Genomic DNA, 25,936 nt, shown 5'->3' with positions numbered 1-25,936 from the left:
CGACCACCTTCACCGGACGACCGCCCGGTGCTCGACCGAGGCCGGACCGCCCGCCAGGATCAGGTCGACCACGCCCCGGTGCGGCGACAGCGAGCACACCGGGTCGGTCGCCGCCGCGTCCCCCGTCAGCTGGAACGCCTGACACCGGCACCCACCGAAGTCCAGCTCACGGCGCGCGCACGTGCGGCACGGCTCCTGCATCCAGTCGAACCCGCGGAAGGCGTTGAACGCGGGCGAGGAGTGCCAGATGTCGGCCAACGCCCGGTCCTTGACGTTCTCGACGCCCAACCCCTCGATCACCCCAGCCGCCGGGCACGGCAGCACATCGCCGTTCGGCGCCACGGTCAGCTGCCGCGCGCCCCACCCGTGCATGCACGGCTTCGGGTGCGCCTCGTGGTAGTCGGCGATCACGTACACGATCTCCATCGCCGAACGCGCCTGCGCGGCGGCCACCACCTCACCCGCCCGCGCCAACTGCTCCCGCGTGGGCAGCAACGCGGCACGGTTGCGCAACGCCCAGCCGTAGTACTGCGTGTTGGCCAACTCCAACCGGTCCGCGCCCATGCGCTCCGCCAACGCGACGATCTCGCCGACGTGGTCGAGGTTGAGCCGGTGCAGCACCACGTTCACGGTCAGCGGCAGCCCCGCGTCCCGGATCACCTCGGCGGCCTTGATCTTGTGGTCGAACGCCCTCACCCCGGCGATCCGGTTCGCGGAGGCCGACTCCGCGTCCTGCACGGACAGCTGCACGTGGTCGACCCCGCGCAGGTCCGCCAACCGCTCCGGCGTCAGCCCCAGCCCGCTGGTCACCAGGTTCACGTAGCAGCCGAGCCCGGACGCGTGGCGGACCAGTTCCGGCAAGTCCTTGCGCGCCAACGGCTCCCCGCCGGACAAGTGGACCTGCAACACGCCCAACGCGCGGGCCTGGTCGAACACCGCCCGCCACTGCGCCGTGTCCAGCTCGTCCGCGCGCCCGATCAGTTCCAGGGGGTTGGAGCAGTACCCGCACTTGAGCGGGCACCGGTGGGTCAGCTCGGCGAGCAGGCCGAACGGCGCGTCAGCCATCGACGTCCACCACCCGGCGCGCCACGAGCCGGGCGACGAGTTCGGCCACGTCGTCCACCTCCACCCCGTCGAAGTCCTCGGCCAGCCTGCGCGCGATGCCCTCGACGGACGTCCGCCCGTCGCACAGCCCGATCACCGCCGCCGCGGTCTCGTTGAGCACCAGCACGCCTTCCGGGAACAGCACCACGTGGCTGTCCCGGGTCTCGTCGTAGGCGGCCTTCACGCCACGCCTCAGGCGCGGCACCGCGCTGAGCGCGGTCATGAGTAGTAGTCCACGGCGTCCAGAACCGCCCGCAGCACGTCGCACTTGAAGGCCAGCGCGGCGACCGCCGCCTCCTGCTGCTCGCGCGTGCGGCAGTTGCGCACCACGATGTCCAAAGTGGACTTCCCTTCGTCGGCGATCACCTGGAGCCTGGTGGTGAAGTAGGTGAAGCCCTCCTCGGCGATCCACGGGTAGTGCTCGCGCATGTCGACGAGCCGGCGCGCCATCAGGCCGCGCGAGAACATCTCGGTGAGCCCGGACGCCACCGCCTCCACCCACGGCCGGGTGCGGGCGAACGTCACGTAGGCGTCCACGGCGAACCGCGTGCCCGGCAGCACGTGCCGCTCGTCCAGCACCTCCTCCCGGGTCAGCCCGACGGCCTCGGCCAGGCGGAGCCAGTTCTCCGCGCCGCCCTCGCCCGGCGCGCTGCCGTCGTGCCACACGATCCGCTCGCGCCACACGCGGCGGACCTCGACGTCCGGGCAGTTGGCCAGGATCGCGGCGTCCTTCTGCGGGATCGCGCGCTGGTAGTACCAGCGGTTGGCCGCCCACAGCTGGAGTTCGTGCTTGGTCAACCGGCCCTCGTGCAGCCGGAGGTGGAACGGGTGGCGGTCCCAGTAGCGGGGTGACAGGGCGCGCAGGCGCGCGACGAACTCGTCGGGGTCCAGGAACTCGTCGGGGTCCAACTCCACAGGGGTGAGCACGGCGGCAGGCACCTCTCGGTCCGCAGGCGCCGTGCCCCTCCGACACCGCGGCCGGAGGGGCACGGCGGATCGGTCAGCTGCGAGCTGCGTAAGCGGTGACTTCCATCGGGGTGTCGACGTCCCGGAAATCGGGCTTGACCCAGGTGCGCTTCTCGGGCTCGGTGGTCATGCGCTACTCCTCGGATGCGAGTGCTTTCCGTGGGGCGGCGGTAACCCACCGTAGAGCCTCGAACGGCCACCGCGCTAGATAGTCAAGAACCTTTCCCATCTTGTTTGGCTGCGCGGTGTCGGTCCCGGTGTCGGCTCGGGTGTCAGTTCCGGGCGGCCGGCATCCGCCTCAACTGTTCGAGCACCACCGGATCCTGCAGCTGCATCCACTGGATGACCTCGGTGTAGGTGGCGCACACCGTCTCCGGACGCACGCACGCCTCGCTCAGGAACCCCACCACCGCGTCGCTGAACGCGCCGCCCGCCCAGTCGTTGAAGTGGTTGCCGATCACCATCGGGGCGCGGTTGCCGTTGAACGCCGCCTGGTACACCGAGCGGTACGTGTCCAGCACGATCTGCGTGTACTCGGCGGCCTTCTCGGGTTCGTCCTTGGCGCCGTTGAGCGCGTACCAGAGGTTGAAGTCCATCATCACGACCTGCTTGCCGAGGGCGGGCACGCGCACCTCCGGCATCGGGAACTCCCACATCCCGTTCTGCACGGACGGCCACACCACGCCGAGGCTCACGTGGCTGGTGTCGTAGGCCAGGCCGCGTCCGCGCATCGCCGGGAACGCCTGGTCCCACTTGCCCTCCAGGCACGGCGTCCGCCCGCCGCGCACCGCCGCCGGGTCCAGCTTGAACCCCTGTTGCCTGGCCTTCTCCACGATCGCGAAGAACTGCTCCAGCTCGTTGTTCCACTGGTCGGTGTTCCAGGTGCCGACGTTCGGCTCGTCGCCGACGCAGAAGTGCCCGTTGTAGTGGGTGCCGATCTCGTGCCCGGCGTCGATGGCCGCGTTCAGGTACTCGATCCGCAGGGCGACGTCCGCGCGGCTGCCGCCGAAGCCGATGGACGACAGGCCCCGCGGGTGCCCCGGTCCGGTGTAGGTGGAGGCGTCCTGGTCGGGCACCAGGTACACGCCCGACAGCAGCCCGGTGACGTGCGCGTTCGCCGCCTTGGCCAGCGGCATGATCCGGTCCCAGTGCGGTTTGGACGCCGCGCCGTCGAACGAGAACAGCACGAACTGCGGCGGCTTCTCGCCCGGCTGCATCCGCCGCATCCACGCCGGTGGCGAGGCCGCGGCGGGCACGGTCGGCGGCGGCGAGGCGCTGCTGCTCGTCGTGCGCGGCGCCATCGGCAGCGGCGCGGCCAGGTCGCCCACGTCGTGACCCGGTCCGGGTTCACGGGCCCCGAGCACGGCGAGCACCACGAGGGTGAGTGCCAGCGCGACGCCAGTGCTGAGCCAGCCCCATCGTTTCACGCCAGGAAGACGAAGATTGGTAGCTCAAGGTTGCCTGATGGTTACCTTGAGCACCGAAATTACTCCGGGTTGCCGAAGGCAAACCCGATCAGGGGACGGGCGTGGCGATCACGACCTGGTTCTCCTCATACCCCGTGTTACCGCCGACCCACCGGCCGCCGCACGTCACCAGCACCAGTCGGTGCTCGCCGCGCGGCCCGAACAGCTCGACCGCGCGCGACGGCAGGGCGTCCTTCCGGACCGCCTCGACCCGGCTGACCTTGAACCGGAACGTCTTGCCCGCCGTGTCGACCACGGTCACGTCCTGCCCGACCGCCGACCGCCACAGCTCGTCGAACGGCCCGGTCACGCCCTTCCAGTTCACGTGCCCGGCCAGCACCGTCGCGCCCTCGGCCGCGCCCAGGTCCACGCCCCACCACGTCGCCTCGCCGACGCCCTCCGGGATCGGCAGCACGCCGTCGGCGGTGACCTCCTCGCGCACCAGCGTCGCCAACCCGCCTTCGGGCAGCCGCACCGTCCCCGGCTGCTGCTGCTGCTGCTGCGGCGGAGGTGCGGGCGGTGGCGGGGGAGGAGTGGTGGTGTCGGCGGTCGTCGGCGGCGGTGACGCGGGCGCGTTCGCACCGGCCGGCATCCCGGCCAGGTCGACGCCACGCCCGGAGCGCGCGCTGTCGCCCAACGGGTGCGGCACCGCGGCGTCACCGGGCACCGACCGACCCGCCAGCACGACGTCCGACGACTGGGTGAACACGAGCGCGGCGGAGGCGAGCAGAGCCGCCACCGCCGCACCCGTCAGCAGAGCCTTCACGATCGTGCGGTCGCCCGTCGCCGGACCAGCAGGCCGAGCAGCGTCGCGCCGACCAGCACCACGCCGCCGAACCCGACCAGCGCGCCGGTCGACACCTCGGTGGTGAACGACGCCGTCGCCACCACCCCGGCGCCTTCAGAGCCCGCCGGGATCGTGATGGGCACGACCGGTTTGTCCGGTTTGTTGGTCAACGCCAGCGCCAACGTCTGCCCCGGCTCGACGTTCCCGCACACCTTGGGCGGCGCGTTCGGGTCGAAGAACTCCTCGTAGCCCTTGACCGGTGCCACCTCGATCACGCAGATCTCCTGCGGTGTGCGCAGGTCCGGCACCACCGCGGTGCCGTCGGCGGCGGTCTGCAACACGATCGGCTGACCCTCGGGACCGGTCAACGCGGTGTCGTCCTGCCGCCTCGCGGGCGACGTGCCGTCGGCCGCGGTCACCCGCAGCGGCACGCCCGCGATCGCCTTGCCGGTCTCCGCGTCGGTCTTGGCGACCTTCACCACACCCGGCGCCGTCTTCGCGGTCGTCGAGGCGTTCGCGGTCAGCTTCTTCTCGCCGCCCGTGGTGACGATCCGCTGCATGTTCTCGTTCGCCGGGATGTGCACCCTCGGCCGGTCGGCCGGGCTGTCCAGCTTCACCGTGAACGACGGGTTCGGCCCGGTCGGCACCACCTTCACCGCGAGCGCCTTGCCGTCGGCCGGCGTGGTCACCTCGCCGGCGGGCGCACCGGACTCCAGCGTCGCGTCGGCGAGCTCGATCGTCACCGGGACACCGGCCACCTGGCCGCCGTCGGTCTTGGTGATGTCCACCACCCACGTGTCGGGCGAGCCGATGACCTGTTCCTTCGCCGGCGCGCTCACCTTGGCCGCCCACGGCCCGCGGTTGGCCACCGCGTCGGCCAGCAGCCGGTCCACCGTCTTCTGCGCCTCGCCGAAGCGGGCGAGCTGGTTGTAGTGGAAGTCGATGTTGTAGGCGATGTGCTTGTAGTCACTGTTCGGGTCGAGGGAGATCCCGTTGGCCGGGTCCTCGTACGCCGTCCACGAGTGCAGCAGGTGCGCCAGCGCCGCCGACTCGTCGGCCGACTGGGTGGTGGCGTACCTCAAAAGGAGGTACGAGATGTTGGCCGCGATGTCGTCCGGCAGCCTCGCACCACCCTTGGAGAGCAGTTCGTCGCCCTCCTTGTACTCCACCGAGCTGTCCGGCGCGAGCAACGAGTACTGCACGCACCACACCTGTTGGCCGCGCCAGATGTAGGAACCGAGCCAGTCTCCGGTGCCCGGGGGCTTGCCGTTGTACCCCTGCGCCTCGGTCTCGTGCCCGATGCCTTGCTGCACCTGGGCCCCGGCTGCGGCGGGCACGGCGAGCAGGGTCACACCGGCCGCGAGCACCGCGCCGGCGAGTCGTCTCCAACCCATCATGAACCCCTCGGGCACGTCTCCGTCAGGAGCGGCCGGTCGGTGAGAACTGCCGGAGGAGAGCCTTACGGGTCCGAGATCACTTCGACAAGCCACCAGCGGGGTGGAACGCCGACTACGCTCCGCAGCGCGGGGTGTGGATCCGAGATCGACAGCCCGAGTAAAGTCGCTTTTACCCGACGGGAACCGATCGACTCGTGTGGTCGTTGAACCCCGTGACGGCGTCAGCACGCCACAGGAGGACGAGGTGCGTACCACCAGCAACCCCGCGTTCCGCAACCTGCCGACCGGCGGCGGTAGCGGTAACTACGCAGGCTTCGGCCAGCCCTACGACGCGCAGCAGTACGGCGGTTACCAGGGTGCTCCGCCGACCACCGGCGAGCGCCCCATCACGATCGACGACGTGGTCACCAAGACCGCGGCGACGCTCGGTCTCGCCATCGTCACCGGTTTCATCTCGGCGTGGCTGGTGCTCTCCGGCCAGATCGCGCCGTTCGCGCTGATGCTCCCGGGCATGATCATCGGCCTGGTCATCGCGTTGGTCATCATCTTCAAGCGCACCCCGAGTGCGCCGCTGGTGCTCACCTACGCGGCGGCGGAAGGTGTGTTCCTCGGTGCGATCACCGGTGTGTTCGAGGCGATCTTCCCCGGTATCGCGTGGCAGGCGATCCTCGGCACGTTCGGCGTGTTCGGCGCGATGCTCGTGGTCTACAAGACGGGTGCGATCCGGGTCACCCCGCGCCTGACCAAGTGGATCATCGGTGCCACCGTCGGCGTGGTCGTGCTCATGCTGGGCAACCTGGTGATGGGTATGTTCGGCGTGAACATGGGCCTGCGTGACGGCGGGACCCTGGCGATCATCTTCAGCCTGGTCGTGATCGGTATCGCGGCGTTCAGCTTCCTGCTGGACTTCGAGGCCGCCAACGAGATGATCCGCAGCGCGCTGCCGGCGAAGTACGCCTGGCTGGCCGCGTTCGGCCTGATGACCACTCTCGTCTGGCTGTACCTGGAGATCCTGCGCCTGCTGTCCTACTTCCAGAACGACTAGCACCACCCAGCACGACCGAAGGGCGTCCCGGCACAGCCGGGACGCCCTTCCTCATCCCACCCACCCGTGTGTCCTACCTTCAGACCGCGAGAGTCCTACGTTCAGACCGCGAGAGTCCTACGTTCAGGACCACTGAATTCAACGTTCGGAACGCGCGTCAGTCGCGCCACCCGTGGTCGTCCTCGATGGCCGACCCCACCTCGACGAGGCACAGTACGCACAGCGCCCCACCCGGCGACCGGACCACGAACTCCGGCGGCACCGAATGGGTGCACGCCGCCTCGAAGTAGGCCTCCGAGGCCTGTTCCACCGAAAATGCGTGGCACAGCCGGTCGTACCCGCTGTGCCACCACACGTACGGCATCGTCACCCCCGACCTCCCTACTCAAGAGTAGGACGTCTGGTAACAGTAAAACGTGACGATGGTCAGCTCAGTCGTTCGATGACCATCGCCATGCCCTGACCGCCGCCGACGCACATCGTCTCCAGCCCGAACTGCTTGTCGTGGAACTGCAGCGAGTTGATCAACGTCGTGGTGATCCGCGCCCCGGTCATCCCGAACGGGTGACCGACGGCGATCGCGCCGCCGTTGACGTTCAGCCGGTCGAGATCGATCCCCAGGTCCTGGTACGACGGGATGACCTGCGCCGCGAACGCCTCGTTGATCTCCACCAGGTCGATGTCCGACACCGACATCCCCGCCAGCGCCAACGCCCGCCGCGACGCCTCGACCGGCCCGAGCCCCATGATCTCCGGCGACAAACCGGACACACCGGTCGACACGATCCGCGCCAGCGGTGTGATGCCCAACTCACGCGCCTTCACGTCGCTCATGATCACCAACGCCGCCGCGCCGTCGTTCAGCGGGCAGCAGTTACCCGCGGTGACCCGCCCGTCCGGCCGGAACACCGGCTTCAGCCCCGACACGCCCTCGAGCGTCACGCCGGCACGCGGGCCGTCGTCGGTCGACACGACCGTGCCGTCCGGCAGCGTGATCGGGGTGATCTCGCGCGCCCAGAAGCCGTTGGCGATGGCCTTCTCGGCGAGGTTCTGCGACCGCACGCCGAACCGGTCCATCTCCTCGCGCGAGATCCCCTTGGTCAGCGCCAGGTTCTCCGCCGTCTGCCCCATGGCGATGTAGATGTCCGGCAGCTGCCCGTTCACCCGGGGGTCGACCCACTCCGACGCGCCGGACTGGGCCACCTCCGCCGTCCGCGCCTCGGCGTCGGCGAACACCGGGTTGTGCGTGCCCGGCCACGAGTCGGACGACCCGCGCGCGAAGCTCGACACCGTCTCCACGCCGGCGCTGATGAACACGTCACCCTCGCCCGCCTTGATGGCGTGCAGCGCCATCCGGGTCGTCTGCACGCTGGACGCGCAGTAGCGCGTGACCGTGGTGCCGGGCAGGTTGTCGTACCCCGCCAGCACGGACACCACGCGGCCCATGTTGAAACCCTGCTCGCCGCCGGGCAGACCGCAACCCAGCATGAGGTCGTCGATGTCGTTCGGGTCGAGCTGCGGCACCTTCGCCAGCGCGGCCTTGAGGACCTGCACGGTCAGGTCGTCGGCGCGCATGTCCTTGAGCGAGCCCTTGCCCGCGCGCCCGATGGGCGACCGGGCGGCGGAGACGATCACGGCCTCAGGCATTACGGAACTCCTTTGTTTCGCCGTAACGTGTGGCGAGAAGCCTAGTTAACGCCTGTTCAGCGCGGCCACCACTCGTGACGAAGGACGCCGCACAACGGCGCCAGCAGGATCGACGTCGCCGCCTCGTACCCGGCCGCGCTCGGGTGGAACCGGTCACGGCTGAAGTAGTGCAAGTACCGCGCGTGGAACTCCGCCGCCAACAGGTCGCCCAACGCCACCGCCACCCCGCCCGCCCGTTCCACCTCGACCCGCTGGGCCCGCGCCAACCGCCGTGACCAGGCACGCGCCACCGACCGCAGCGGCTCGGCGATCGGCCGCACCGTCCCCAGGTCCGGGCACGTGCCAACGACCACCCCGATCCCGGCCGCACGCAGTCGCCGCACCTCCGCGCCCAGCAACGCCGCCGACACCGGGATCGACAGGCGCGTGGTCACGTCGTTCGCCCCGATGATCACCAGCGCCAGGTCGGGCGGGTCGGCCACCACCCGGTCCACCTGGGCCGACAGGTCCCGGGTCGTGGAACCGGAGATCGCGTACGTCTCCAGCCGCACCGGCGACCCGATCTCGTCGGCCAACCCGGTCGCCAGCACCACACCCGGTAACTCGGCCGGGTCGTCCACCCCCAGCCCGGCCGCCATCGAGTCGCCGAGCACGGCGAACCGCACCGGCGAACCCGGCCCGTCACCGCCGTCCGGCCTCATCCCGCTGTGCCTCATCCCGCTGGGCTCCATCCCGCTGGGCGCACCGCTGAACACGCCGTACACCCCGTCCGCGCGCAACGGCGGCGCGTCCGGCACCCCGATCACCACCCGCGCCCGCCGCGACTGCTCGGTGAACAGCCCGTACGCCACCCCGGTCAACCCGCCCAACGCCCCCGCGACCACCGCGACGAGCCGGAACCCCCGCATAGCGACCACTCCTCTCCCGGTCCCTATCGTCCACCGCGCGACTCATCATCTGGGCGGAGTCGTCATCCGGGCGAAATCGTCCATCGGGCCGAACGCCGCTACACCCATATACGCTCAGCGCGTCATCTCAAGAAGTGGAAGGTCCGTCGTGGAGTACGTCGAGAGCGTCGTAGACCTGGTCGGCAACACGCCGCTGGTGAAGCTGAACGCGGTGGCCGAAGGCCTCCAGCCGCTCATCCTGGCCAAGGTCGAGTACCTCAACCCCGGCGGCAGCGTGAAGGACCGCATCGCGTTGCGGATGGTCGAGGCGGCCGAGCGCAGCGGCGAGCTCGAGCCCGGCGGCACGATCGTCGAGCCCACGTCCGGCAACACCGGCGTCGGCCTCGCGCTCGTGGCCCAGCAGAAGGGCTACAAGTGCGTCTTCGTCTGCCCGGACAAGGTCAGCGTGGACAAGCGCAACGTGCTCAAGGCGTACGGCGCCGAGGTCGTGGTGTGCCCGACCGCGGTCGCGCCGGAGCACCCCGACTCGTACTACAACGTCTCCGACCGCCTGGTCGCCGAGATCCCCGGCGCGTGGAAGCCCAACCAGTACGCCAACCCGGAGAACCCGGCCAGCCACTACCACGGCACCGGCCCCGAGGTGTGGCGGCAGACTGAGGGCAGGATCACGCACTTCGTCGCGGGCGTCGGCACCGGCGGCACCATCTCGGGCACCGGCAAGTACCTCAAGGAGGTCTCCGAGGGCCGGGTCAAGGTCATCGGCGCGGACCCGGAGGGCTCGGTCTACTCCGGCGGCACCGGCAGGCCGTACCTGGTGGAGGGCGTCGGCGAGGACTTCTGGCCGGACGCCTACGACCGCACCGTGTGCGACGAGATCGTGGCGATCACCGACGCCGACTCGTTCGAGATCACCCGGCGGCTGGCCCGCGAGGAGGGCCTGCTCGTCGGCGGCTCGTGCGGCATGGCCGTCGCGGCGGCGCTGCGGGTGGCCGAGAGCGCGGGCCCGGACGACGTGATCGTCGTGCTGCTGCCCGACGGCGGACGCGGCTACCTGTCGAGTGTGTTCAACGACAAGTGGATGGCGCAGTACGGCTTCCTGTCGCCCGACACGTCCGGTGCGACGGTCGGGGACGTGTTGCGGCGCAAGGACGGCACGATGCCGGACCTCGTGCACGGCCATCCCAATGAGACGGTCGCCGAGGCGGTCGCGATCATGCGCGAGTACGGCGTTTCCCAGATGCCGGTCGTCAACGCCGAGCCGCCGGTGATGGCCGCCGAGGTCGCGGGCGCGGTCAACGAGCGGGACCTGCTCGACGCGCTGTTCACCGGCAAGGCGCAGCTGACCGACCGGCTGGACAGGCACATGTCGTTGAAACTGCCCACGATCGGCGCGGGCGAGTCGATCAGCTCGGCCATGCAGGCACTGTCCTCAGCAGACGGTGCGCTGGTGCTGGAGGACGGAAAGCCCGCCGGTGTGGTCACCCGGCAGGACATCCTGGGTTTCCTCGCCGGTCGCTGATTCGGACGTGTTGACCGGTTGCTGGTGGCCGGCGCGGCGGCATCCGCTAGCGTTGGCCACCGACTCATACGCCTACGGCCCGTGCCAAGGGGGTTGGAAACTCCGATGAACGCTCCGCAGCCGCCAGAGAACCAGCAGTTCGGCGGTCAACATCCGCAGGAGCAGGGGCAGGGTGCCCAGCCCTCGAACGCCGACGCGACCCAGGTCGTGCCGAGCGGTGGTCAGCCCCCTGCCTTCCCGCCGCCGGAGGCGACCCAGGTCGTGTCCTCCGGCCAGCAGCCCGCGTCGAACCCGGACGCGACGCAGGTCGTTCCTCCGGGCGCGACCCAGCAGCAGCCCCCGTCGAACCCCTACGGCCAGCAGGCGCAGCAGCCGGGCTCGGGCGCGTTCCCGGCCCAGCAGCAGCCCGCCTACGGTCAGCAGCAGCCCGCCCAGTACGGCCAGCAGCCGTACGGGCAGCAGCCGTACGGACAGCAGCAGCCGGCCAACCCGTACGGCCAGCCTCAGGCCCAGCCCCAGGCTCAGCCCCAGGCGAACCCGTACGGCCAGCCGCCGTCGTCGAACCCCTACGGCCAGCAGGCCCCGTCGAACCCGTACGGGCAGCCGCAGCAGCAGGCGTGGGGCGCGCAGCCCGGCTACGGCCAGCCCGCGTACGCCGCTCCGGCGCCCGCCGGCGGGTACGCGGAGTGGGGCAGCCGCGCGCTCGGCTTCCTGATCGACTACTTCGCGCCCGGTCTCATCGTCGGCATCCTGGCGGGCATCGGCACGGTCACCGCGACCAGCGGTGACCCGACGATCTCGATCATCATCAGCGGTGTCGCCTACCTGGGCCTCCTCGGTTTCATCATCTACAACTCGTTTTACCTGGCGGGCACCACCGGCCAGTCGATGGGCAAGAAGATGGCCAAGATCAAGCTCATCAAGGAGGAGACGGGGCAGCCGATCGGCTTCGGCAACGCCTTCGTCCGGCACCTGTGCCACTTCGTGGACTCGATCGCCTGCTACGCGGGCTGGTTCGCGCCGCTGTGGGAGGCCAAGAAGCAGACGTGGGCCGACAAGATCATGGGCACCGTCGTGGTGAACGCCCCGGAGGCCGCGGCCCCCGGCGGTTACCCCGGTGGTGGCGGTGGTGGCGGGTACGGCCAGCAGCAGCCGAACCCCTACGGCCAGCAGCCCGCGTCGAACCCGTACGGGCAGCCGCAGCAGCCGAACCCGTACGGTCAGCAGCCGCCCCAGCAGTGGTGACTGGTTTATCTGATTCACCGGGTTCATCCGGAGAATTTCCGGCGATTTCACCCAACCGCCCGTCGGCCGTCCAGCCGACGGGCGGTTGTTTTTTCGGTCGCCGTACCCTAAAGGCATGACGGATACCGGCCACTACGGGTTCGCGACCAGGGCTATCCACGCCGGGCAGGACCCCGACCCGACGACGGGCTCGGTCATCGTGCCGATCCACGCCACCTCCACCTACGCCCAGGACGGCGTCGGCGGCCTGCGCGGCGGGTTCGAGTACTCGCGCACCGGCAACCCGACCCGTGCCGCGCTGGAGGAGTGCCTGGCGGCGCTCGAAGGCGGACGGCACGGGCGCGCGTTCGCCTCCGGCATGGGCGCGACGGACACCGCCCTGCGCGCGATGTGCCGTCCGGGCGACCACGTCGTCATCCCGAACGACGCGTACGGCGGCACGTTCCGGCTGATCGACAAGGTGCTCAGCCAGTGGGGTGTCGAGCACACGCCGGTGCCGCTGTCCGACGTCGACGCGGTGCGCGCGGCCGTCCGCCCGAACACCAAGGTGATCTGGGTCGAGACGCCGACCAACCCGCTGCTCAACATCGCCGACATCGCGCTGCTCGCGCAGGTCGCGCACTCGGCGGGGGCGCGGCTGGTGGTCGACAACACGTTCGCCTCGCCGTACCTCCAGAGCCCGTTGGAGCTGGGTGCGGACGTGGTGCTGCACTCGACCACCAAGTACGTGGGCGGGCACTCGGACGTCGTCGGCGGCGCTCTGATCACCTCGGACGACGACCTCGACGCGCAGTTCGGGTTCCTGCAGAACGGTGCGGGCGCGGTGCCGGGGCCGTTCGACGCTTGGTTGACGTTGCGCGGCATCAAGACGCTCGAAGTGCGCATGGAGAAGCACTCGGACAACGCCGAGAAGGTCGCCGAGGCCCTCGTCCGGCACCCGAAGGTGACCCGCGTGCTCTACCCGGGCCTGCCCGAGCACCCCGGTCACGAGGTCGCGGCGAAGCAGATGCGCCGGTTCGGCGGGATGATCTCGTTCACGGTCGCCGGCGGCGAGGAAGCAGCCCTGCGCGTCTGCTCCCGCACCAAGCTGTTCACCCTGGCCGAGTCGCTGGGCGGCGTCGAATCCCTGATCGAGCACCCGGGCCGGATGACGCACGCCAGCACCGCCGGCTCGCTCCTCCAGGTCCCCGACGACCTGATCCGCATCTCCGTGGGCATCGAATCGGCCGACGACCTGATCGCCGACCTCCTGTCCGCCCTCGACTAACCACGTGTGTCCTACGTTCGCGACGCGAGTGTCCTACGTTCGCGATGCGTGAGTCCTACGTTCAGAACACCCGAACCCCGCGCTCAGCCATCACGAGCGCGGGGTTCGGGGTGTTCCGAGTGTTCAACTCGGGTGTTCCGAACGTAGGACACACCTGTTCTGAACGTAGGACACACGCGGCCTGAACGTAGGACTCACGTGCGCTGAACGTAGGACTCTCGGGTCAGCTGGAGCCGTAGCGGGCGGCGGAGCGTTCCTTCGCCTTGGCGGCCTCCACCTCGCGGTCACGGGGCGGGGCCTTGGTGACCAGGGAGTCGAGGAGGACGCGGGTGGCCTCGGCGACCGCCTCGACGGCGGCGTCGAACGCCTCCTGGTTCACCGCCGACGGGTGGGTCGAGCCGCTCACCTTGCGCACGTACTGCACGGCCGCCGCACGGATCTCGTCCTCCGTGGCGGGCGGTTCGAAGTTGTGGAGCACCCTGATGTTGCGACACATGGCTCCACTATCGCCCAAAACGTCAGGGCTGGAAGTCGTACCGCGCGTTCTCCACCCGCGGCACGGCGGGCAGGTCCTGACCGTCCACGCACCCGCCGACGAACTCCACCACGCCGTCGCGATCCACGAACCGGCCGGTCTCCGCGCATCCCGCGTGGGCCACGGTGAAGAAGGCCGCGCCGGTCAACGCCACGGCCGTGGCCACCGCTCCGACGAGCGGGAGCACCGCGGTGACCCGTACCGCGAGCGCCATGCCACCCTCCAGGTGAATGCTGTGTGAGATATCCCCGCACCGAGAGTACCGGTCTCGGCGCACCCGGTAGGGCATCGTCAGCGTTCCGACAGGAAAAGGCCGGCCCGGGGGTTCGTCCGGACCGGCCCCTTGTCGACATACAACGTCAGAGGTTGCCCCGACGTTCCTGCTCACGCTCGATCGCCTCGAACAGGGCCTTGAAGTTGCCCTTGCCGAAGCCGAGCGACCCGTGCCGCTCGATCAGCTCGTAGAACACGGTCGGCCGGTCGCCGATGGGCTTGGTGAAGATCTGGAGCAGGTAGCCGTCCTCGTCCCGGTCGACCAGGATGCGGTGCTCCTTCAGCACCTCGATCGGCACGCGCACCTCACCGATGCGCGCCCGCAGCTCCGGGTCGTCGTAGTACGAGTCGGGCGTCTCCAGGAACTCGACGCCGGCCGCGCGCATCGCGGTCAACGTGGCGACGATGTCGTTGGTCGCGAGCGCGATGTGCTGCACGCCGGCGCCCTCGTAGAACTCCAAGTACTCGTCGATCTGCGACTTCCGCTTCGCCACGGCCGGCTCGTTGAGCGGGAACTTCACCCGGTGGTTGCCGTTGGAGACGACCTTGCTCATCAGCGCCGAGTAGTCCGTGGCGATGTCGTCGCCGATGAACTCCGCCATGTTCACGAAGCCCATGACCCGGTTGTAGAACTCGACCCAGTAGTCCATCCGGCCCAACTCGACGTTGCCCACGCAGTGGTCGACCGCCTGGAACAACCGCTTCGGCGCACCTTCCGGCCGCACGACCGTGCTCTCCTTGACCACGTACCCCGGCAGGTAGGGGCCGGTGTAGCGGGACCGGTCGACCAGGCTGTGGCGGGTCTCGCCGTAGGTCGCGATGGCGGCGACCCGGACGGTGCCGTGCTCGTCGGTGAGGTCGTGCGGCTCTTCGAGGACGGTCGCGCCCCGGGCCCGCGCGTGCTCGACGCACCTGTCGACGTCGACGACCTCCAGCGCGAGGTCCACGACGCCGTCGCCGTGCTTGCGGTGGTGGTCGAGCAGCGGGCTGTCCGGCCGGACGCCGCCGTTGATCACGAACCGCGCCGAGCCGGACTTGAGCACGAAGGACTTGTGGTCCCGCTGCCCGGTCTCCGGCCCGGAGTACGCGACGAGCCGCATCCCGAAGGCGACCTGGTAGAACCACGCGGTCTGGGTCGCGTTGCCGACCACGAAGACCACGGCGTCCATCGAGCGGACGGGGAAAGGGTCGCGCGTCCCGTCGTAGTCGACCAGGCCCACGAGTTGGCGGAGCTGGTCGTAGCTCACGTCGTCAAGCTGCTGCGTCATACCTCACAGGATGTGCGTGCCTGGGCAGGATGAGCAACAGTCGCTTGTTTAGCTGGTCGTTTTGTACAGTGATTCATGCCTTTTGACGAGCAAACTGAGCACTCTGACCAGGTTGTCGACGCTTTGGACGCACGGCTGTTGCTGCTGCTCACGGACGAGCCGCGACTGGGCGTGTTGGAGTGCTCACGACGGCTCGGCGTGGCGCGCGGCACGGTGCAGGCCCGGTTGGACCGGCTGGTGGCGCGCGGCGTGCTGACCGGCTTCCCGCCGGCGCTCGACCTGGCCGCGATGGGCTACGGGCTGACCGCGTTCGCCGTGCTGGAGATCGCGCAGGGACGGCGGCACGAGGTGTCCGACGGGCTGGCCGCGATCAACGAGGTGTGCGAGGTGCACGCCACCACCGGGCCGGGTGACCTGTTCGTGCGGGTCGTGGCCCGGTCGAACGCCGACTTGCAGCGGGTGATCGACTCGATCGTGGACGTGCCGGGCGTGCAGCGCCTGTCCACGTCGATCGCGCTCTCGACCCCGGTCCCGCCTCGCGTGCGCCCGTTGTTGGAGGACATCGTCTGAGGTCGCGTGTTCCGAGCGTTGAATTCGGGGGTCCTGAACGTAGGACACACGCGTTCTGAACGTAGGACACACCCGACGCGAACGTGGGACACACGCGTCCTGAACGTAGGACACACGCGGCTTGAGTGTTCGACTCGCGCGGGAGCTGGGGGTTTGACGTGGGGGACAGCAGAAGGGCGGCCACCCCGCGTGGTGGCCGCCCCTCCGATGTCTTGGGGTCAGCCGGCGTACGGCACGGCCTTGATGAGAGTGACCTTCATCGTGCTGCCGTTGGGCAGTTCGTACTCGCGTGTCTCGCCCTCCTTGGCACCGAGCAGAGCCTTGCCCAGCGGGGACGAGGGGGAGTAGACCTCCAGAGCGCCGTGCGCGCCCTCCTCACGGGTCGCGAGCAGGAACTCCTCGGTCTCGTCATCCCCGTCATAGCGGACGGTGAGCACCATGCCGGGCGCCGCGACGCCCGTGACCGTGGGTGCCTCGCCGACCTTGGCGACCCTCAACAGCTCCTGCAGCTGGCGGATTCGGGCCTCCTGCTTGCCCTGCTCCTCGCGGGCCGCGTGGTACCCGCCGTTCTCGCGGAGGTCACCCTCTTCGCGACGCGCGTTGATCTCCGCAGCAATGACCGGGCGATTCTCGATCATCTCGTCCAGCTCTCCCTTGAGCCGGTCGTAGGCCTCCTGGGTCAGCCAGGTCACCTCAGTGTCGCTCACGGTCACCAACTCCTTGTCTTGCTCCGGCCCACGGCGTGGGCTGGCAGTTCCCGGGCGCACCAGCCCGGAACGGAAAAACACGGCCCGCGTCGGGGCCGTGCTGAAAGGCCAGAGTAACACGCGTACAACGCTCAGCGACGGTGTTTTGTTCCCGGACCCGCCACTAAACCTGCAGATCACCCGCTTGGCCGCTACCTCGTGGACAGGTAAGCCGGAACCTGGTAGGTGCAGCCGAAGACCTCTCCGGTGACCGGGGGTTTGGACGTCTTCAGCACCGTCGTCGCGCGCACCGTGTCGGCACCCGGCTCGACCAGCACCTCACGCCGACCCGCCTCGTCGCCGTCCTGGGAACGCGCCCGCACGATGCACACGACCGGCTGCTCCGGTGTCTGCCTGACCACTTCGAACGTGATTTCGACGGAGCTGTCGTCCAGCACCTCGAACGCGGTCTGCTTGGCCTCGACGGGCATCGTGCCGAGATTGCGGTAGCCGACCCAGGCGACGACCGCGCCGACCAGCACGGCGATCACGGGGAGTGACCAACGGGCCCACTTGGGCAGGGGCCTCCGGGGTTTGCCGTACCGACCCTCGGGCAGTGCCACTTGCCAACGCCTTCCTGCCCGTGGGGAACAATGGCCATCGACCACCGCGTTGAGTGTCGCAGGGGCTGGAGCGGTCCCGTTCGGCAGGGCCCAAGGAGGAGCACCACCGTCATGGTTGAGAAGCTGCGCCTGATGGCGGTGCACGCGCACCCCGACGACGAGTCGAGCAAGGGTGCCGCGACGATGGCGCGCTACGTGGCCGAGGGCCACGAGGTGATGGTCGTGACCTGCACCGGCGGCGAGGCGGGCAGCATCCTGAACCCCGCCATGGACCGCCCCGACGTGCTGGAGAACATGGCCGAGATCCGGCGCGGCGAGATGGCCGAGGCCGCCGAGATCCTCGGTGTGCAGCACCGCTGGCTCGGTTTCGTCGACTCGGGCCTGCCCGAGGGCGACCCGCTGCCGCCGCTGCCCGAGGGCTGCTTCGCCCTCGTCCCGCTGGAGGAGTCCACGCCGCCCCTGGTCGAGGTGATCCGCGACTTCCGCCCGCACGTGATCGTCACCTACGACGAGAACGGCGGCTACCCGCACCCCGACCACATCCGCTGCCACGAGGTCTCGGTCGCCGCGTTCGACGCGGCCGGCGACCCGGAGCGCTACCCCGAGCTGGGTGAGCCCTGGCAGCCGCTGAAGCTGTACTACTCGCACGGCTTCTCCCGCGCGAAGCTGATGGCGTTCCACGAGGCCCTGATCGCCCAGGGCCAGGAGTCCCCGTACGCCGAGTGGCTGGCGGGCTGGGACAAGGACAGGCCGGACGTCATCGAACGGGTCACCACCCGCGTCGAGTGCGCCGACTACTTCCCGGTGCGCGATGAGGCCCTCAAGGCCCACGCCACCCAGATCGACCCCGAGAGCCGCTGGTTCGCCGTGCCGCTGGAGATGCAGCGCGAGGTGTGGCCGACGGAGGAGTACGAATTGGCCCGGTCGCTGGTCGACAGCACCGTGCCCGAGGACGACCTGTTCGCGGGCGTCCGGGAGAGGGTGACCGCGTGACCTCGCTCGACCCGATGTTCGCCCCGATCCCCTGGGAGCAGACCACGGCGACCGTGCTGGCCCAACAGCCGTCCGTGCCGTCCACGGACAAGGACCCGGGCGGCCAGCAGGAGGACTTCGGCAAGTCGTCCCCGCTCGGCCTGCTCATCCTCGTGCTGTTCTTCATCGCCGTGTTCTTCCTGGTCAGGTCGATGAACAAGCACCTGAAGAAGGTGCCCGCGTCCTTCGACCAGCCGGACGCCGCGCCGGAAGCCACCGAGGCCAAGCCGGAAGCCAAGGCCAACGGCAACGGCAAGAACGACTAGGCGGCCTGCGGCCACAGGCGGACGATCTCCTCGACCGGGACAGCCCCGGAAACCGGAGACGCCAGGCGTAAAACGGCCAGGTCACCGGCATCCACCGGGCCCCTGGACTCGCCCGACGCGGCGACCGTCACCCCGAGGTGGACCAGCGTGACCGGTAGCTGGCGCGCAGTCCGCGAGCCTACTGCCGGTACCAGACGCGGCGGGCCGGTACGGACACGATCTCCCGTTCCGGGTACCGCAGGGCGGTCAGCCTGCCGCCGAACACGCAGCCCGTGTCCAGGCACAGGGTTCCGTTGACCCATTCCGGTTCCTCGACCGGTGTGTGTCCGTAGAGGACCATCGCGGCGCCCCGGTAGTCCTCCGCCCACGGGTGGCGGACGGGGAACCCGCGGGAGTCGTACTCGCCCGTGCTGACGCCCCACAACGCCAACGACCGCATCCGCGCCGACTCGCGGCCGTGGTAGCGCTCGGGGAGGCCGGCGTGGGCGATGACGAGCTTGCCGCCGTCCAGCACGTAGTGCGGCACCAGCGAGTCGCAGAACGCCAGGACCTCGGCGCGGAACCCCGGCGTCTCGCGGGCCAGTTGGTCCAACGACTGGCCCAGGCCGTGGTCGGCCCGGACGTCGTGGCCCTTCAACGCCCGCACCAGCTTCTCCTCGTGGTTGCCGCGCACCGAGATGGCGTCGCCCGCCGCCACCATGGCCATCACGAGCCGCAGCACGCCCGGCGTGTCGGGGCCGCGGTCCACGAGGTCGCCCAGGAACGCCACCTTGCGCCCCTCCGGGTGGACGCCGTCGCTGGAATAGCCCAGTTCGCGCAGCAGGTGGACCAGTTCCACGCGGCACCCGTGCACGTCGCCGATCACGTCGAACGGGCCGGTCTCGTGGCGCAGGTCGTGGGGAAGGGGCTCGTCCGAGGGCTCCATCGGCACAGTCTGATCGACCGGTCCCGGGATTGTCCGCGAATTACTGTGGAGCCATGACGAACCGGCTCGCGTCCTCGACCAGCCCCTACCTGCTCCAGCACGCCGACAACCCGGTGGACTGGTGGCCCTGGTCGCCGGAGGCGTTCGAAGAGGCCGGGAAACGGGGTGTGCCGGTCCTGCTCTCCGTCGGTTACGCCGCGTGCCACTGGTGTCACGTCATGGCACACGAGTCGTTCGAGGACGAGGCCACCGCGGCGTACATGAACGAGCACTTCGTGAACGTGAAGGTGGACCGCGAGGAGCGGCCGGACGTGGACGCGGTCTACATGGCGGTCACGCAGGCGCTCAGCGGGCACGGCGGGTGGCCGATGACGTGCTTCCTCACGCCCGACGGCGAGCCGTTCTACGCGGGCACGTACTACCCGCCGTCGCCGCGTCCGGGCATGCCGTCGTTCGGGCAGGTGCTGGAGGCCATCACGCACGCGTGGCGCGAGCAGCGCGACGAGGTGCGCGAGTCGGCGGCGGGGATCGTGCGGCAGTTGGCCTTCAAGCCACTGCCCCAGTCCACTGTGGACGCCGACGTGCTGTCGGGTGCGGTGGTGTCGTTGCTCGGGCACTTCGACCGGACCAACGCCGGGTTCGGTGGCGCGCCGAAGTTCCCGCCGTCGATGGTGCTGGAGTTCCTGTTGCGCCACTACGAGCGGACCGGGTCGGTCGAGGCGTTGTCCATGGCGCGGGCGACGTGCGACGCGATGGCGAACGGCGGGCTGTACGACCAGCTGGCGGGCGGGTTCGCGCGGTACAGCGTGGACGCGGCGTGGGTGGTGCCGCACTTCGAGAAGATGTTGTACGACAACGCTTTGCTGCTGCGCGTCTACACGCACCTGAGTCGCCGTGACGACAACCCGCGGTACCGGGCGGTGGCGCGGGAGACGGCGGAGTTCCTGCTCCGCGACCTCGGCACGCCGGAGGGCGGGTTCGCGGCGTCGCTCGACGCGGACACCGAGGGCGTCGAGGGTTCGACGTACGTGTGGACGCCCGCGCAGTTGGTCGAGGCGTTGGGGTTGGCGACCGGAGCGCGCGCTGCGGCGCTGTACGGCGTGACGGACGAGGGCACGTTCGAGCACGGCACGTCGACGTTGCGGATGCTCGGCGAACCCGACCCGGAGATCGCGGCCAAGCTGCTGGAGGTGCGCGACCGCCGGCCGCAGCCGGGACGTGACGACAAGGTCGTGACGGCGTGGAACGGGTTGGCGATCGTGGCGCTGGCCGAGGCGGGCGCGGTGTTCGGGGAGCCGCGGTGGGTGGAGGCGGCGGCGCGGGCCGCGCAGTTGATCCTGGACGTGCACATGGTCGACGGGCGGCTGTTGCGGACGTCGCGCAACGGTGTGCCGGGCACGGCGGCGGGTGTGCTGGAGGACTACGGCTGCTTCGCCGACGGCCTGCTGGCGTTGCACCAGGCGACCGGTGACGTCAAGTGGTTCACCGTCGCCTGTGGACTGCTGGACACCGCGCTGGCCCGGTTCGCGGGCGCCGAGCCGGGCGTCTACTACGACACGGCGGACGACGCCGAGGCGTTGGTGCAGCGGCCGTCGGACCCGTCGGACAACGCGAGCCCGTCCGGCGCGTCGTCGTTGGCCTCGGCGCTGGTGACGGCGTCCGTGCTGGGCGGGCCGTCGACCTACCGCGACGCCGCCGAGGCCGCCGTCGCGCGGGCCGGGCTGCTGGCCGCCCGTGAGCCCCGGTTCGCCGGGCACTGGCTGAGCGTGGCCGAGGCGTTGGCGCTGGGACCGGTGCAGGTCGCCGTGGTCGGTGACGCGTCCGACCTGGTCAGCGCCGCGTGGACCGGTGTGCACGGCGGCGGTGTGGTGGTGGCGGGCGCGCCGGGCTCCGCGCCGTTGCTGGTCGACCGGCCGTTGGTGGACGGCGCCGCGGCGGCGTACGTGTGCCACGGGTACGTGTGCGACCGGCCGGTGACGTCGGTGGCGGAGTTGTCCCAGGCCCTGGCTGTCCACCGGTAGCGAACCGACCTGTTCGACGGGTGTTGCAGGCGTAGCGTCTGCATCGTCGTAATCATGTAATCGAGGTGGTGGAGATGCGACGTGGATGGGGAGGCCGAGGCGGTTGGCAGCAGGCCGACCAACCCCCGGCGGACGACGCGGCGGCCTGGTTCAGCGGCAGGCTGCCCGACGGCTGGTTCACCGAGGCACCGGTGGTGACGGTGGACCGGGAGGAGATCCTGGTCGTGGGCACGCTGCCCGCGCTGGACGGCGAGTTCGCCGACGACGCCGAGCGGTCGGCGGCCGAGTCGGGCCGGATCAGCCGGTTCCGCGAGCAGACCAGGGACGAGCGGATCGAGATCGCCCGCCAGGCCGAGCACCGCTACCGGCGGAAGGTCGCCTGGGGTGCCCGGCTCGGTGGCACGGAAGAGCTGTTCACCACGCTGTCGGTGCCCGTGATGACGCGGCTGCGGCAGCCCGAGCGCAAGGTGCTGGACACCCTGGTCGCGGCGGGCGTGGCGCGGTCCCGGTCGGAGGCGCTGGCGTGGGCCGTGCGGCTGGTCGGCGAGCACGCCGACACGTGGCTGACCGAACTGCGTGACGCGATGACGCGGGTGGACGACCTGCGCGCGCAGGGCCCCGATCTCGCGTGACGGATCCCCCGTTCCCCGTTACTTTGGGGACGGGGGATTCGCCATGATCGCAGTGGATTCGTACGACCTGGCCTGGCACTTGGACCCGTCGGCGCCGGACGTCAAGACACGCACGACCGTCCGGTTCCGCGGTTCGCCCGAGCACGTCGACCTGACCGTTCCGGAAATTCTCAGTGCCTCGCTGAACGTCCGGTCGGACGGGCTCGACGAACTGCGGGTCGAGGCCGCGTTCCCGTTCGCCGAGCGCGGGTTCCGCCGCGTCACCGACCCGGTGGACGGCCAGGTCTACCTGTACGCGGCGAACTACCCGGACGTGCCGCCGCACGCCAGGTGGCACTCGGACGACCCGTGGCTCCGCGCACCGGTCGCGCTCACGGTCACCGTGCCGCCGTCGTGGACGTGCCTGTCGAACGGCCCGGCGGTGATCGACGCCGGCGAGATCCGCACGTTCACCCCGACGGCCCCGATCGCGTCGTTCGCGGCAACGGCGGCAGCCGGCCCGTTCGTCCGGGTGCACGAATCGGTGTACGTGCCGAGGTCGCGCGCCTCGGTGGACGGTGCGGCCGTCGGTGACCTGATCGCCAGGTCGATCGCGTTCTACGAGGGCCTGCTGGTCCCGTACCCGTACCCGTACCCGAAGTGCGACGCGGTGTTCGTCCACGGCCTGCCGTCACTGGCGCTGTCGGTAGCGGGCCTGATCCTGTTCGACCAGGCCGTGCTGGACCGCCTGGACGAACCGCGCTACCTCATGACAGTGGTGAGCCACGAGGTCGCGCACGTGTGGGCAGGCAACCTGCTGGGCACGTCGTCGTGGCTGGTAGAGGGCCTGGCGGTGTACCTGAGCAGGCTCTTCGTAGAACAGGCACTACCCGGCAGCCGCCCGTGGGACGACCTACCGGACCACCCCCTACCCGACCGCCCGTACGCGCCCCACCTGGCACGAGTCCTGGCCGTCGAGTCCCGCATCGGCCGCCCCGCCGTCCTCCACGGCCTGCGAACCCTGATGACCAACCTGGCCCACCACAACGCGACCGAAGCCGACTTCGCCACCCACTGGCCCACCTAACCGCAGGTCAGGAGTAGATCGCGAACCAGATGGCGATGTAGTGGCACAGTGCCGCCAGCACGGTGGCCGCGTGGAAGAACTCGTGGTAGCCGAAGACGTGTGGCCAGGGGTTGGGCCAGCGGGTCGCGTAGAACACGGCGCCGACCGTGTAGAGCAGGCCGCCTACCAGGAGCAGGACCAGTGCCGCCACGCCCACGTGGTGCAGGAGGTCGGGTAGGACGAACACCGCCACCCAGCCCAGGGCGATGTAGATCGGCACGCCGAGCCACCTCGGGGCGTGCGGCCAGGCCAGTTTCAGCGTCACGCCGCCCAGCGCGCCCGCCCACACCACCAGCAGCACGACGTTGCCGGTACCCGGGTCCATCGCCAGCAGCGCGAACGGCGTGTAGGTGCCCGCGATGAACACGAAGATCATCGAGTGGTCGAGGCGTTTCATCCACGTCCGCGCACGCACGCTGACCCAGTTCACCCGGTGGTACAGCGCACTCACGCCGAACAGGCCGAGCACCGTCGCCCCGTACACGGACGTGGCCAGCGCGGCCTTGGCCGACACGGTGGCCGCCGCCAGGGCGATCAGCGTCGCACCGGTCGCCACCGAAACGACGAAGGACCAGAGGTGCAGCCAACCCCGCAGGCGAGGCCGCAACGCGGGCGCGGGCGACTGTGGATGCGTCGGCGTCGTCACGCCCCCGAGGTTACGGGAGCGTAGGTGGGCTGGTCAGCACACGAGGGCGTGACCACGCACACCCGGCGTACCCTCTTCGAGCGTGGGTCTTCGCGAACGAGTCAAGAGCGTGCTGCTCAAGGGTTACGAGTTCCGCCTCAACCGATGGCTCGACGGCAAGCAACGACCACGTCACGTCGGCGTGGTGCTTGACGGCAACCGCCGGTGGGCCAAGGAGGCGGGCTTCACCGACGTCGCGCACGGCCACCGCGCCGGCGCCCGCAAGATCCTCGAGCTGCTGACCTGGTGCCGCGAGGCCGAGGTCGAGGTGGTGACGCTGTGGCTGCTGTCCACGGACAACCTCAACCGGCCGGCCGAGGAGCTGGGCCCGCTGCTCGACATCATCGCCGACATTGTCGACGAGCTGGCCGAGCCCGGTAACCCGTGGCGCATCCGGCACGTCGGCGCGCTGGACATGCTGCCGACCGAGACCGCCGCCCGGCTGTCCGCGGCCTCCCTGCGCACCAAGGCCCGCACCGGCCTGGAGGTCAACGTCGCGGTCGGCTACGGCGGCCGCCAGGAGATCGCCGACGCGGTCCGCAAGCTGCTCCAGAAGCACGCCGAGTCCGGCGGCACGATCGAGGAGCTGGCCGAGGTCTTGGACGTCGACCACATCGCCGAACACCTCTACACGTCCGGTCAGCCCGACCCGGACCTGCTCATCCGCACCTCGGGCGAGCAGCGGCTGTCGGGTTTCATGCTGTGGCAGTCGGCGCACTCGGAGTTCTGGTTCTGCGAGGCCTACTGGCCGGAGTTCCGCCGCACCGACTTCCTGCGCGCCCTGCGCGACTACGCGATCCGCCACCGCCGCTTCGGGTCCTGACCACGCGATAGGGGGGCGCCGCCGAGCGGCGGTGCCCCGACGGGGACCGAGTCCGGAGGTCGCAGTCCTCGTCGATGATGTCGACTCGTCGCCGTTGACGACACGACCTACGGTGCAGTTCCTGATCGACACAACGGGTGATGAACGCTCCGTCGACCCGGTCACACCGCGGCGTCGAGGACGGCCACAGTGTTTCCGCAGGCCGACAACCGCTTCAGGGTCATTGCTCGCCCACCAGCGGCCCGTTGGTGAACTCGAGCCCGCAGCTTGGGCGAATGCGGGATGGAGGCGCCGCTCACCTTCTTGAGCGTTCTTACTCTTCTGGGGGACTCGCGGAATCACCGGTGGCTCACGTTCGGCGAACACTGCGACCTCGGTTGTGTGAATGGAGAACACAATCGAGTGGGGGCCACCGGAATGCGTTCCGGTGGCCCCCGGGTCGAAACTCACGTGAAGTCGAGATCAGTCGTCGATGATGTTGACGTCGCCGCCTGCCTCTCCGGCACGCTCACTCTCCTCTGCGCGATCCCGACTCTTCCGGAGTCTTCGGTGATCCCCGGACGTCGAGGCCCGCAGTGGAATGGTCACCCAGGAATCAGGTACCAGGGGTATCGACAGCCGCCATTGTGTGACACGTCCATCGGAACTATCACCTTAACGGCTGAGTTCCGTTCCCCGGTTCGCTGAAGAAGGCGTCCTGTGGTGACCCGTCAGCCTGTCAGTCGTCGTTGTCGTGGTGGCCGTGGCCGTGGCCGTGCGGCTTGTAGCCGTGGTGGCCGTGGTGGCCGTGGTGGCCGTGGTCGTCATCGTCCTGCTCCACGATGATGATCACGTCCTCCCAGACCGTGCAGTCGTAGCTGCCGCCCTCGGTGGCCTCGTCCTCCGTGGGGAGGAGGCCAGTGACGGTGGTAGTGATGGCGGCGCCGGCGGCGGTGATGTCGTTGTGGCAGAAGTTGACGTTGCTGTCGTCGATGTCAATCGGGAGAATGTCTTGGGCGTTGGCGGGCGACGCGAACAGCAGCATCGCCACGGTGATGGCGGAAGCTGCGCCAATCTTCTTCAACATGAAACTGACTCCTTAGTGTGTTCGATGAAGCAAGGGCTGGCTGCGTCGTCGGCGTTCCCCCGGCCGCACTGGCCG

Annotated in this window: 28 protein-coding genes and 1 pseudogene; 11 read left to right on the top strand and 18 right to left on the bottom strand. The window is 69.8% G+C overall.

Annotated elements, in window-relative coordinates; all coding sequences use genetic code 11:
- Positions 1–9: 9 nt before the first annotated feature.
- The 7 genes from pqqE to FM051_RS08770 form a co-directional block, all read right to left on the bottom strand.
- Positions 10–1,065 carry a pyrroloquinoline quinone biosynthesis protein PqqE gene (pqqE, locus tag FM051_RS08800; RefSeq protein WP_158842425.1) on the bottom strand — a complete coding sequence of 352 codons (1,056 nt, stop codon included), beginning with the start codon at positions 1,063–1,065 and terminating at the stop codon, positions 10–12.
- On the bottom strand, positions 1,058–1,327 hold the full coding sequence (pqqD, locus tag FM051_RS08795) for a pyrroloquinoline quinone biosynthesis peptide chaperone PqqD (RefSeq protein ID WP_158842424.1): 270 nt from the start codon (positions 1,325–1,327) through the stop codon (positions 1,058–1,060). Before pqqD ends, pqqE begins: the two co-directional genes overlap by 8 nt.
- On the bottom strand, positions 1,324–2,031 hold the full coding sequence (gene pqqC / locus FM051_RS08790; RefSeq protein ID WP_238412243.1) for a pyrroloquinoline-quinone synthase PqqC: 708 nt from the start codon (positions 2,029–2,031) through the stop codon (positions 1,324–1,326). Before pqqC ends, pqqD begins: the two co-directional genes overlap by 4 nt.
- Before the next feature lie 73 nt (positions 2,032–2,104).
- Positions 2,105–2,200, bottom strand: coding sequence for a pyrroloquinoline quinone precursor peptide PqqA (gene pqqA, locus FM051_RS08785; protein ID WP_077008179.1), 96 nt, complete (start codon positions 2,198–2,200; stop codon positions 2,105–2,107).
- Between the two features lie 142 nt (positions 2,201–2,342).
- Entirely contained in the window at positions 2,343–3,497 is a 1,155-nt protein-coding gene (locus tag FM051_RS08780) for a polysaccharide deacetylase family protein (protein WP_158842423.1), read from the bottom strand.
- A gap of 88 nt (positions 3,498–3,585) precedes the next feature.
- Complete coding sequence (locus tag FM051_RS08775; RefSeq protein ID WP_420803578.1) at positions 3,586–4,302, bottom strand: class F sortase; 717 nt, start codon at positions 4,300–4,302, stop codon at positions 3,586–3,588.
- A complete protein-coding gene (locus FM051_RS08770; RefSeq protein WP_238412241.1) occupies positions 4,299–5,735 on the bottom strand; it encodes an MSCRAMM family protein in 1,437 nt (478 codons plus the stop codon). The genes FM051_RS08775 and FM051_RS08770 overlap by 4 nt, the downstream gene beginning before the upstream one ends.
- A 229-nt stretch (positions 5,736–5,964) precedes the next feature.
- Here FM051_RS08770 and FM051_RS08765 point away from each other — a divergent pair, with 229 nt between their 5' ends.
- Positions 5,965–6,765 (top strand): Bax inhibitor-1/YccA family protein, encoded by an 801-nt coding sequence (locus FM051_RS08765; RefSeq protein ID WP_158842422.1) that lies wholly within the window; start codon positions 5,965–5,967, stop codon positions 6,763–6,765.
- 157 nt (positions 6,766–6,922) lie between these two features.
- On the opposite strand, the gene FM051_RS08760 is transcribed toward FM051_RS08765, so the two are convergent.
- The 3 genes from FM051_RS08760 to FM051_RS08750 are packed head-to-tail and all read right to left on the bottom strand — an operon-like array spanning position 6,923 to position 9,320.
- Positions 6,923–7,135 (bottom strand): hypothetical protein, encoded by a 213-nt coding sequence (locus FM051_RS08760; protein WP_158842421.1) that lies wholly within the window; start codon positions 7,133–7,135, stop codon positions 6,923–6,925.
- A 56-nt stretch (positions 7,136–7,191) separates the two neighbouring features.
- Positions 7,192–8,412, bottom strand: a complete 1,221-nt coding sequence (locus FM051_RS08755; protein WP_158842420.1) for an acetyl-CoA C-acetyltransferase — start codon at positions 8,410–8,412, stop codon at positions 7,192–7,194.
- Between the two features lie 56 nt (positions 8,413–8,468).
- Entirely contained in the window at positions 8,469–9,320 is an 852-nt protein-coding gene (locus FM051_RS08750; RefSeq protein WP_158842419.1) for an SGNH/GDSL hydrolase family protein, read from the bottom strand.
- Between the two features lie 148 nt (positions 9,321–9,468).
- Between FM051_RS08750 and FM051_RS08745 the strand changes: the two genes are divergently transcribed.
- The 3 genes from FM051_RS08745 to FM051_RS08735 all read left to right on the top strand — a co-directional run bounded on the left by FM051_RS08745 (position 9,469) and on the right by FM051_RS08735 (position 13,351).
- Positions 9,469–10,839 (top strand): cystathionine beta-synthase, encoded by a 1,371-nt coding sequence (locus FM051_RS08745; RefSeq protein ID WP_158842418.1) that lies wholly within the window; start codon positions 9,469–9,471, stop codon positions 10,837–10,839.
- A gap of 105 nt (positions 10,840–10,944) precedes the next feature.
- The gene (locus FM051_RS08740; protein WP_158842417.1) at positions 10,945–12,084 is read left to right on the top strand and encodes an RDD family protein; all 1,140 of its coding nucleotides are present in this window, start codon (positions 10,945–10,947) and stop codon (positions 12,082–12,084) included.
- Positions 12,085–12,199: 115 nt separating this feature from the next.
- A complete protein-coding gene (locus FM051_RS08735; RefSeq protein ID WP_158842416.1) occupies positions 12,200–13,351 on the top strand; it encodes a cystathionine gamma-synthase in 1,152 nt (383 codons plus the stop codon).
- A 223-nt stretch (positions 13,352–13,574) separates the two neighbouring features.
- Here FM051_RS08735 and FM051_RS08730 read toward each other — a convergent pair whose 3' ends face one another.
- The 3 genes from FM051_RS08730 to hppD form a co-directional block, all read right to left on the bottom strand.
- Positions 13,575–13,847: a DUF2277 domain-containing protein gene (locus tag FM051_RS08730; protein WP_158842415.1), complete on the bottom strand. Its 273-nt coding sequence runs from the start codon at positions 13,845–13,847 to the stop codon at positions 13,575–13,577.
- A 22-nt stretch (positions 13,848–13,869) separates the two neighbouring features.
- Positions 13,870–14,100, bottom strand: coding sequence for a hypothetical protein (locus tag FM051_RS08725; RefSeq protein WP_158842414.1), 231 nt, complete (start codon positions 14,098–14,100; stop codon positions 13,870–13,872).
- A 145-nt stretch (positions 14,101–14,245) separates the two neighbouring features.
- Entirely contained in the window at positions 14,246–15,427 is a 1,182-nt protein-coding gene (gene hppD, locus FM051_RS08720) for a 4-hydroxyphenylpyruvate dioxygenase (RefSeq protein ID WP_158842413.1), read from the bottom strand.
- 75 nt (positions 15,428–15,502) lie between these two features.
- On the opposite strand from hppD, the gene FM051_RS08715 reads away from it, so the two are divergent.
- Positions 15,503–15,997 carry an Lrp/AsnC family transcriptional regulator gene (locus tag FM051_RS08715; RefSeq protein WP_158842412.1) on the top strand — a complete coding sequence of 165 codons (495 nt, stop codon included), beginning with the start codon at positions 15,503–15,505 and terminating at the stop codon, positions 15,995–15,997.
- Between the two features lie 218 nt (positions 15,998–16,215).
- Here the strand turns inward: FM051_RS08715 and greA are convergent, their stop codons facing one another.
- Together greA and FM051_RS08705 are read right to left on the bottom strand one after the other, a co-directional pair.
- Positions 16,216–16,710, bottom strand: a complete 495-nt coding sequence (gene greA / locus FM051_RS08710; RefSeq protein WP_158842411.1) for a transcription elongation factor GreA — start codon at positions 16,708–16,710, stop codon at positions 16,216–16,218.
- Positions 16,711–16,895: 185 nt separating this feature from the next.
- The gene (locus tag FM051_RS08705; RefSeq protein ID WP_158842410.1) at positions 16,896–17,306 is read right to left on the bottom strand and encodes a DUF4307 domain-containing protein; all 411 of its coding nucleotides are present in this window, start codon (positions 17,304–17,306) and stop codon (positions 16,896–16,898) included.
- A 111-nt stretch (positions 17,307–17,417) separates the two neighbouring features.
- On the opposite strand from FM051_RS08705, the gene mca reads away from it, so the two are divergent.
- Complete coding sequence (gene mca / locus FM051_RS08700) at positions 17,418–18,299, top strand: mycothiol conjugate amidase Mca (RefSeq protein ID WP_158842409.1); 882 nt, start codon at positions 17,418–17,420, stop codon at positions 18,297–18,299.
- A gap of 14 nt (positions 18,300–18,313) precedes the next feature.
- Positions 18,314–18,604 carry a hypothetical protein gene (locus FM051_RS08695; RefSeq protein ID WP_158842601.1) on the top strand — a complete coding sequence of 97 codons (291 nt, stop codon included), beginning with the start codon at positions 18,314–18,316 and terminating at the stop codon, positions 18,602–18,604.
- Between the two features lie 187 nt (positions 18,605–18,791).
- Here FM051_RS08695 and FM051_RS08690 read toward each other — a convergent pair.
- Positions 18,792–19,514 (bottom strand): annotated as a pseudogene (locus FM051_RS08690) (metallophosphoesterase); the annotation flags it as partial.
- Positions 19,515–19,582: 68 nt separating this feature from the next.
- Between FM051_RS08690 and FM051_RS08685 the strand changes: the two are divergent.
- From FM051_RS08685 to FM051_RS08675, 3 genes are all read left to right on the top strand, one after another.
- Positions 19,583–21,550 (top strand): thioredoxin domain-containing protein, encoded by a 1,968-nt coding sequence (locus FM051_RS08685; protein WP_158842407.1) that lies wholly within the window; start codon positions 19,583–19,585, stop codon positions 21,548–21,550.
- A gap of 74 nt (positions 21,551–21,624) precedes the next feature.
- On the top strand, positions 21,625–22,182 hold the full coding sequence (locus FM051_RS08680; RefSeq protein ID WP_158842406.1) for a hypothetical protein: 558 nt from the start codon (positions 21,625–21,627) through the stop codon (positions 22,180–22,182).
- 43 nt (positions 22,183–22,225) lie between these two features.
- On the top strand, positions 22,226–23,248 hold the full coding sequence (locus FM051_RS08675; RefSeq protein WP_158842405.1) for a M1 family metallopeptidase: 1,023 nt from the start codon (positions 22,226–22,228) through the stop codon (positions 23,246–23,248).
- Positions 23,249–23,255: 7 nt separating this feature from the next.
- Here FM051_RS08675 and trhA read toward each other — a convergent pair whose 3' ends face one another.
- Complete coding sequence (gene trhA / locus FM051_RS08670; protein ID WP_202918748.1) at positions 23,256–23,933, bottom strand: PAQR family membrane homeostasis protein TrhA; 678 nt, start codon at positions 23,931–23,933, stop codon at positions 23,256–23,258.
- Between the two features lie 82 nt (positions 23,934–24,015).
- Between trhA and FM051_RS08665 the strand changes: the two genes are divergently transcribed.
- A complete protein-coding gene (locus tag FM051_RS08665; RefSeq protein ID WP_158842404.1) occupies positions 24,016–24,795 on the top strand; it encodes an isoprenyl transferase in 780 nt (259 codons plus the stop codon).
- A 718-nt stretch (positions 24,796–25,513) separates the two neighbouring features.
- Here the strand turns inward: FM051_RS08665 and FM051_RS08660 are convergent.
- Positions 25,514–25,861 (bottom strand): hypothetical protein, encoded by a 348-nt coding sequence (locus FM051_RS08660; RefSeq protein WP_158842403.1) that lies wholly within the window; start codon positions 25,859–25,861, stop codon positions 25,514–25,516.
- Positions 25,862–25,936: the final 75 nt, after the last annotated feature.

It is taken from the genome of Saccharothrix deserti, assembly GCF_009769385.1.
In the GTDB taxonomy this organism is placed as follows: domain Bacteria; phylum Actinomycetota; class Actinomycetes; order Mycobacteriales; family Pseudonocardiaceae; genus Actinosynnema; species Actinosynnema deserti.
The sequence above is the reverse complement of the archived record's forward strand: the minus strand, read 5'-3'. Positions and strand labels throughout refer to the sequence as shown.

Coding starts and splice junctions, on each gene's coding strand:
- pqqE (WP_158842425.1), bottom strand. CDS start 1,065: ATGGCTGACGCGCCGTTCGGCCTGCTCGCCGAGCTGACCCACCGGTGC.
- pqqD (WP_158842424.1), bottom strand. CDS start 1,327: ATGACCGCGCTCAGCGCGGTGCCGCGCCTGAGGCGTGGCGTGAAGGCC.
- pqqA (WP_077008179.1), bottom strand. CDS start 2,200: ATGACCACCGAGCCCGAGAAGCGCACCTGGGTCAAGCCCGATTTCCGG.
- FM051_RS08755 (WP_158842420.1), bottom strand. CDS start 8,412: ATGCCTGAGGCCGTGATCGTCTCCGCCGCCCGGTCGCCCATCGGGCGC.
- FM051_RS08750 (WP_158842419.1), bottom strand. CDS start 9,320: ATGCGGGGGTTCCGGCTCGTCGCGGTGGTCGCGGGGGCGTTGGGCGGG.
- FM051_RS08740 (WP_158842417.1), top strand. CDS start 10,945: ATGAACGCTCCGCAGCCGCCAGAGAACCAGCAGTTCGGCGGTCAACAT.
- FM051_RS08735 (WP_158842416.1), top strand. CDS start 12,200: ATGACGGATACCGGCCACTACGGGTTCGCGACCAGGGCTATCCACGCC.
- FM051_RS08730 (WP_158842415.1), bottom strand. CDS start 13,847: ATGTGTCGCAACATCAGGGTGCTCCACAACTTCGAACCGCCCGCCACG.
- FM051_RS08725 (WP_158842414.1), bottom strand. CDS start 14,100: ATGGCGCTCGCGGTACGGGTCACCGCGGTGCTCCCGCTCGTCGGAGCG.
- hppD (WP_158842413.1), bottom strand. CDS start 15,427: ATGACGCAGCAGCTTGACGACGTGAGCTACGACCAGCTCCGCCAACTC.
- FM051_RS08715 (WP_158842412.1), top strand. CDS start 15,503: ATGCCTTTTGACGAGCAAACTGAGCACTCTGACCAGGTTGTCGACGCT.
- mca (WP_158842409.1), top strand. CDS start 17,418: ATGGTTGAGAAGCTGCGCCTGATGGCGGTGCACGCGCACCCCGACGAC.
- FM051_RS08695 (WP_158842601.1), top strand. CDS start 18,314: ATGTTCGCCCCGATCCCCTGGGAGCAGACCACGGCGACCGTGCTGGCC.
- FM051_RS08685 (WP_158842407.1), top strand. CDS start 19,583: ATGACGAACCGGCTCGCGTCCTCGACCAGCCCCTACCTGCTCCAGCAC.
- FM051_RS08680 (WP_158842406.1), top strand. CDS start 21,625: ATGCGACGTGGATGGGGAGGCCGAGGCGGTTGGCAGCAGGCCGACCAA.
- FM051_RS08675 (WP_158842405.1), top strand. CDS start 22,226: ATGATCGCAGTGGATTCGTACGACCTGGCCTGGCACTTGGACCCGTCG.
- FM051_RS08660 (WP_158842403.1), bottom strand. CDS start 25,861: ATGTTGAAGAAGATTGGCGCAGCTTCCGCCATCACCGTGGCGATGCTG.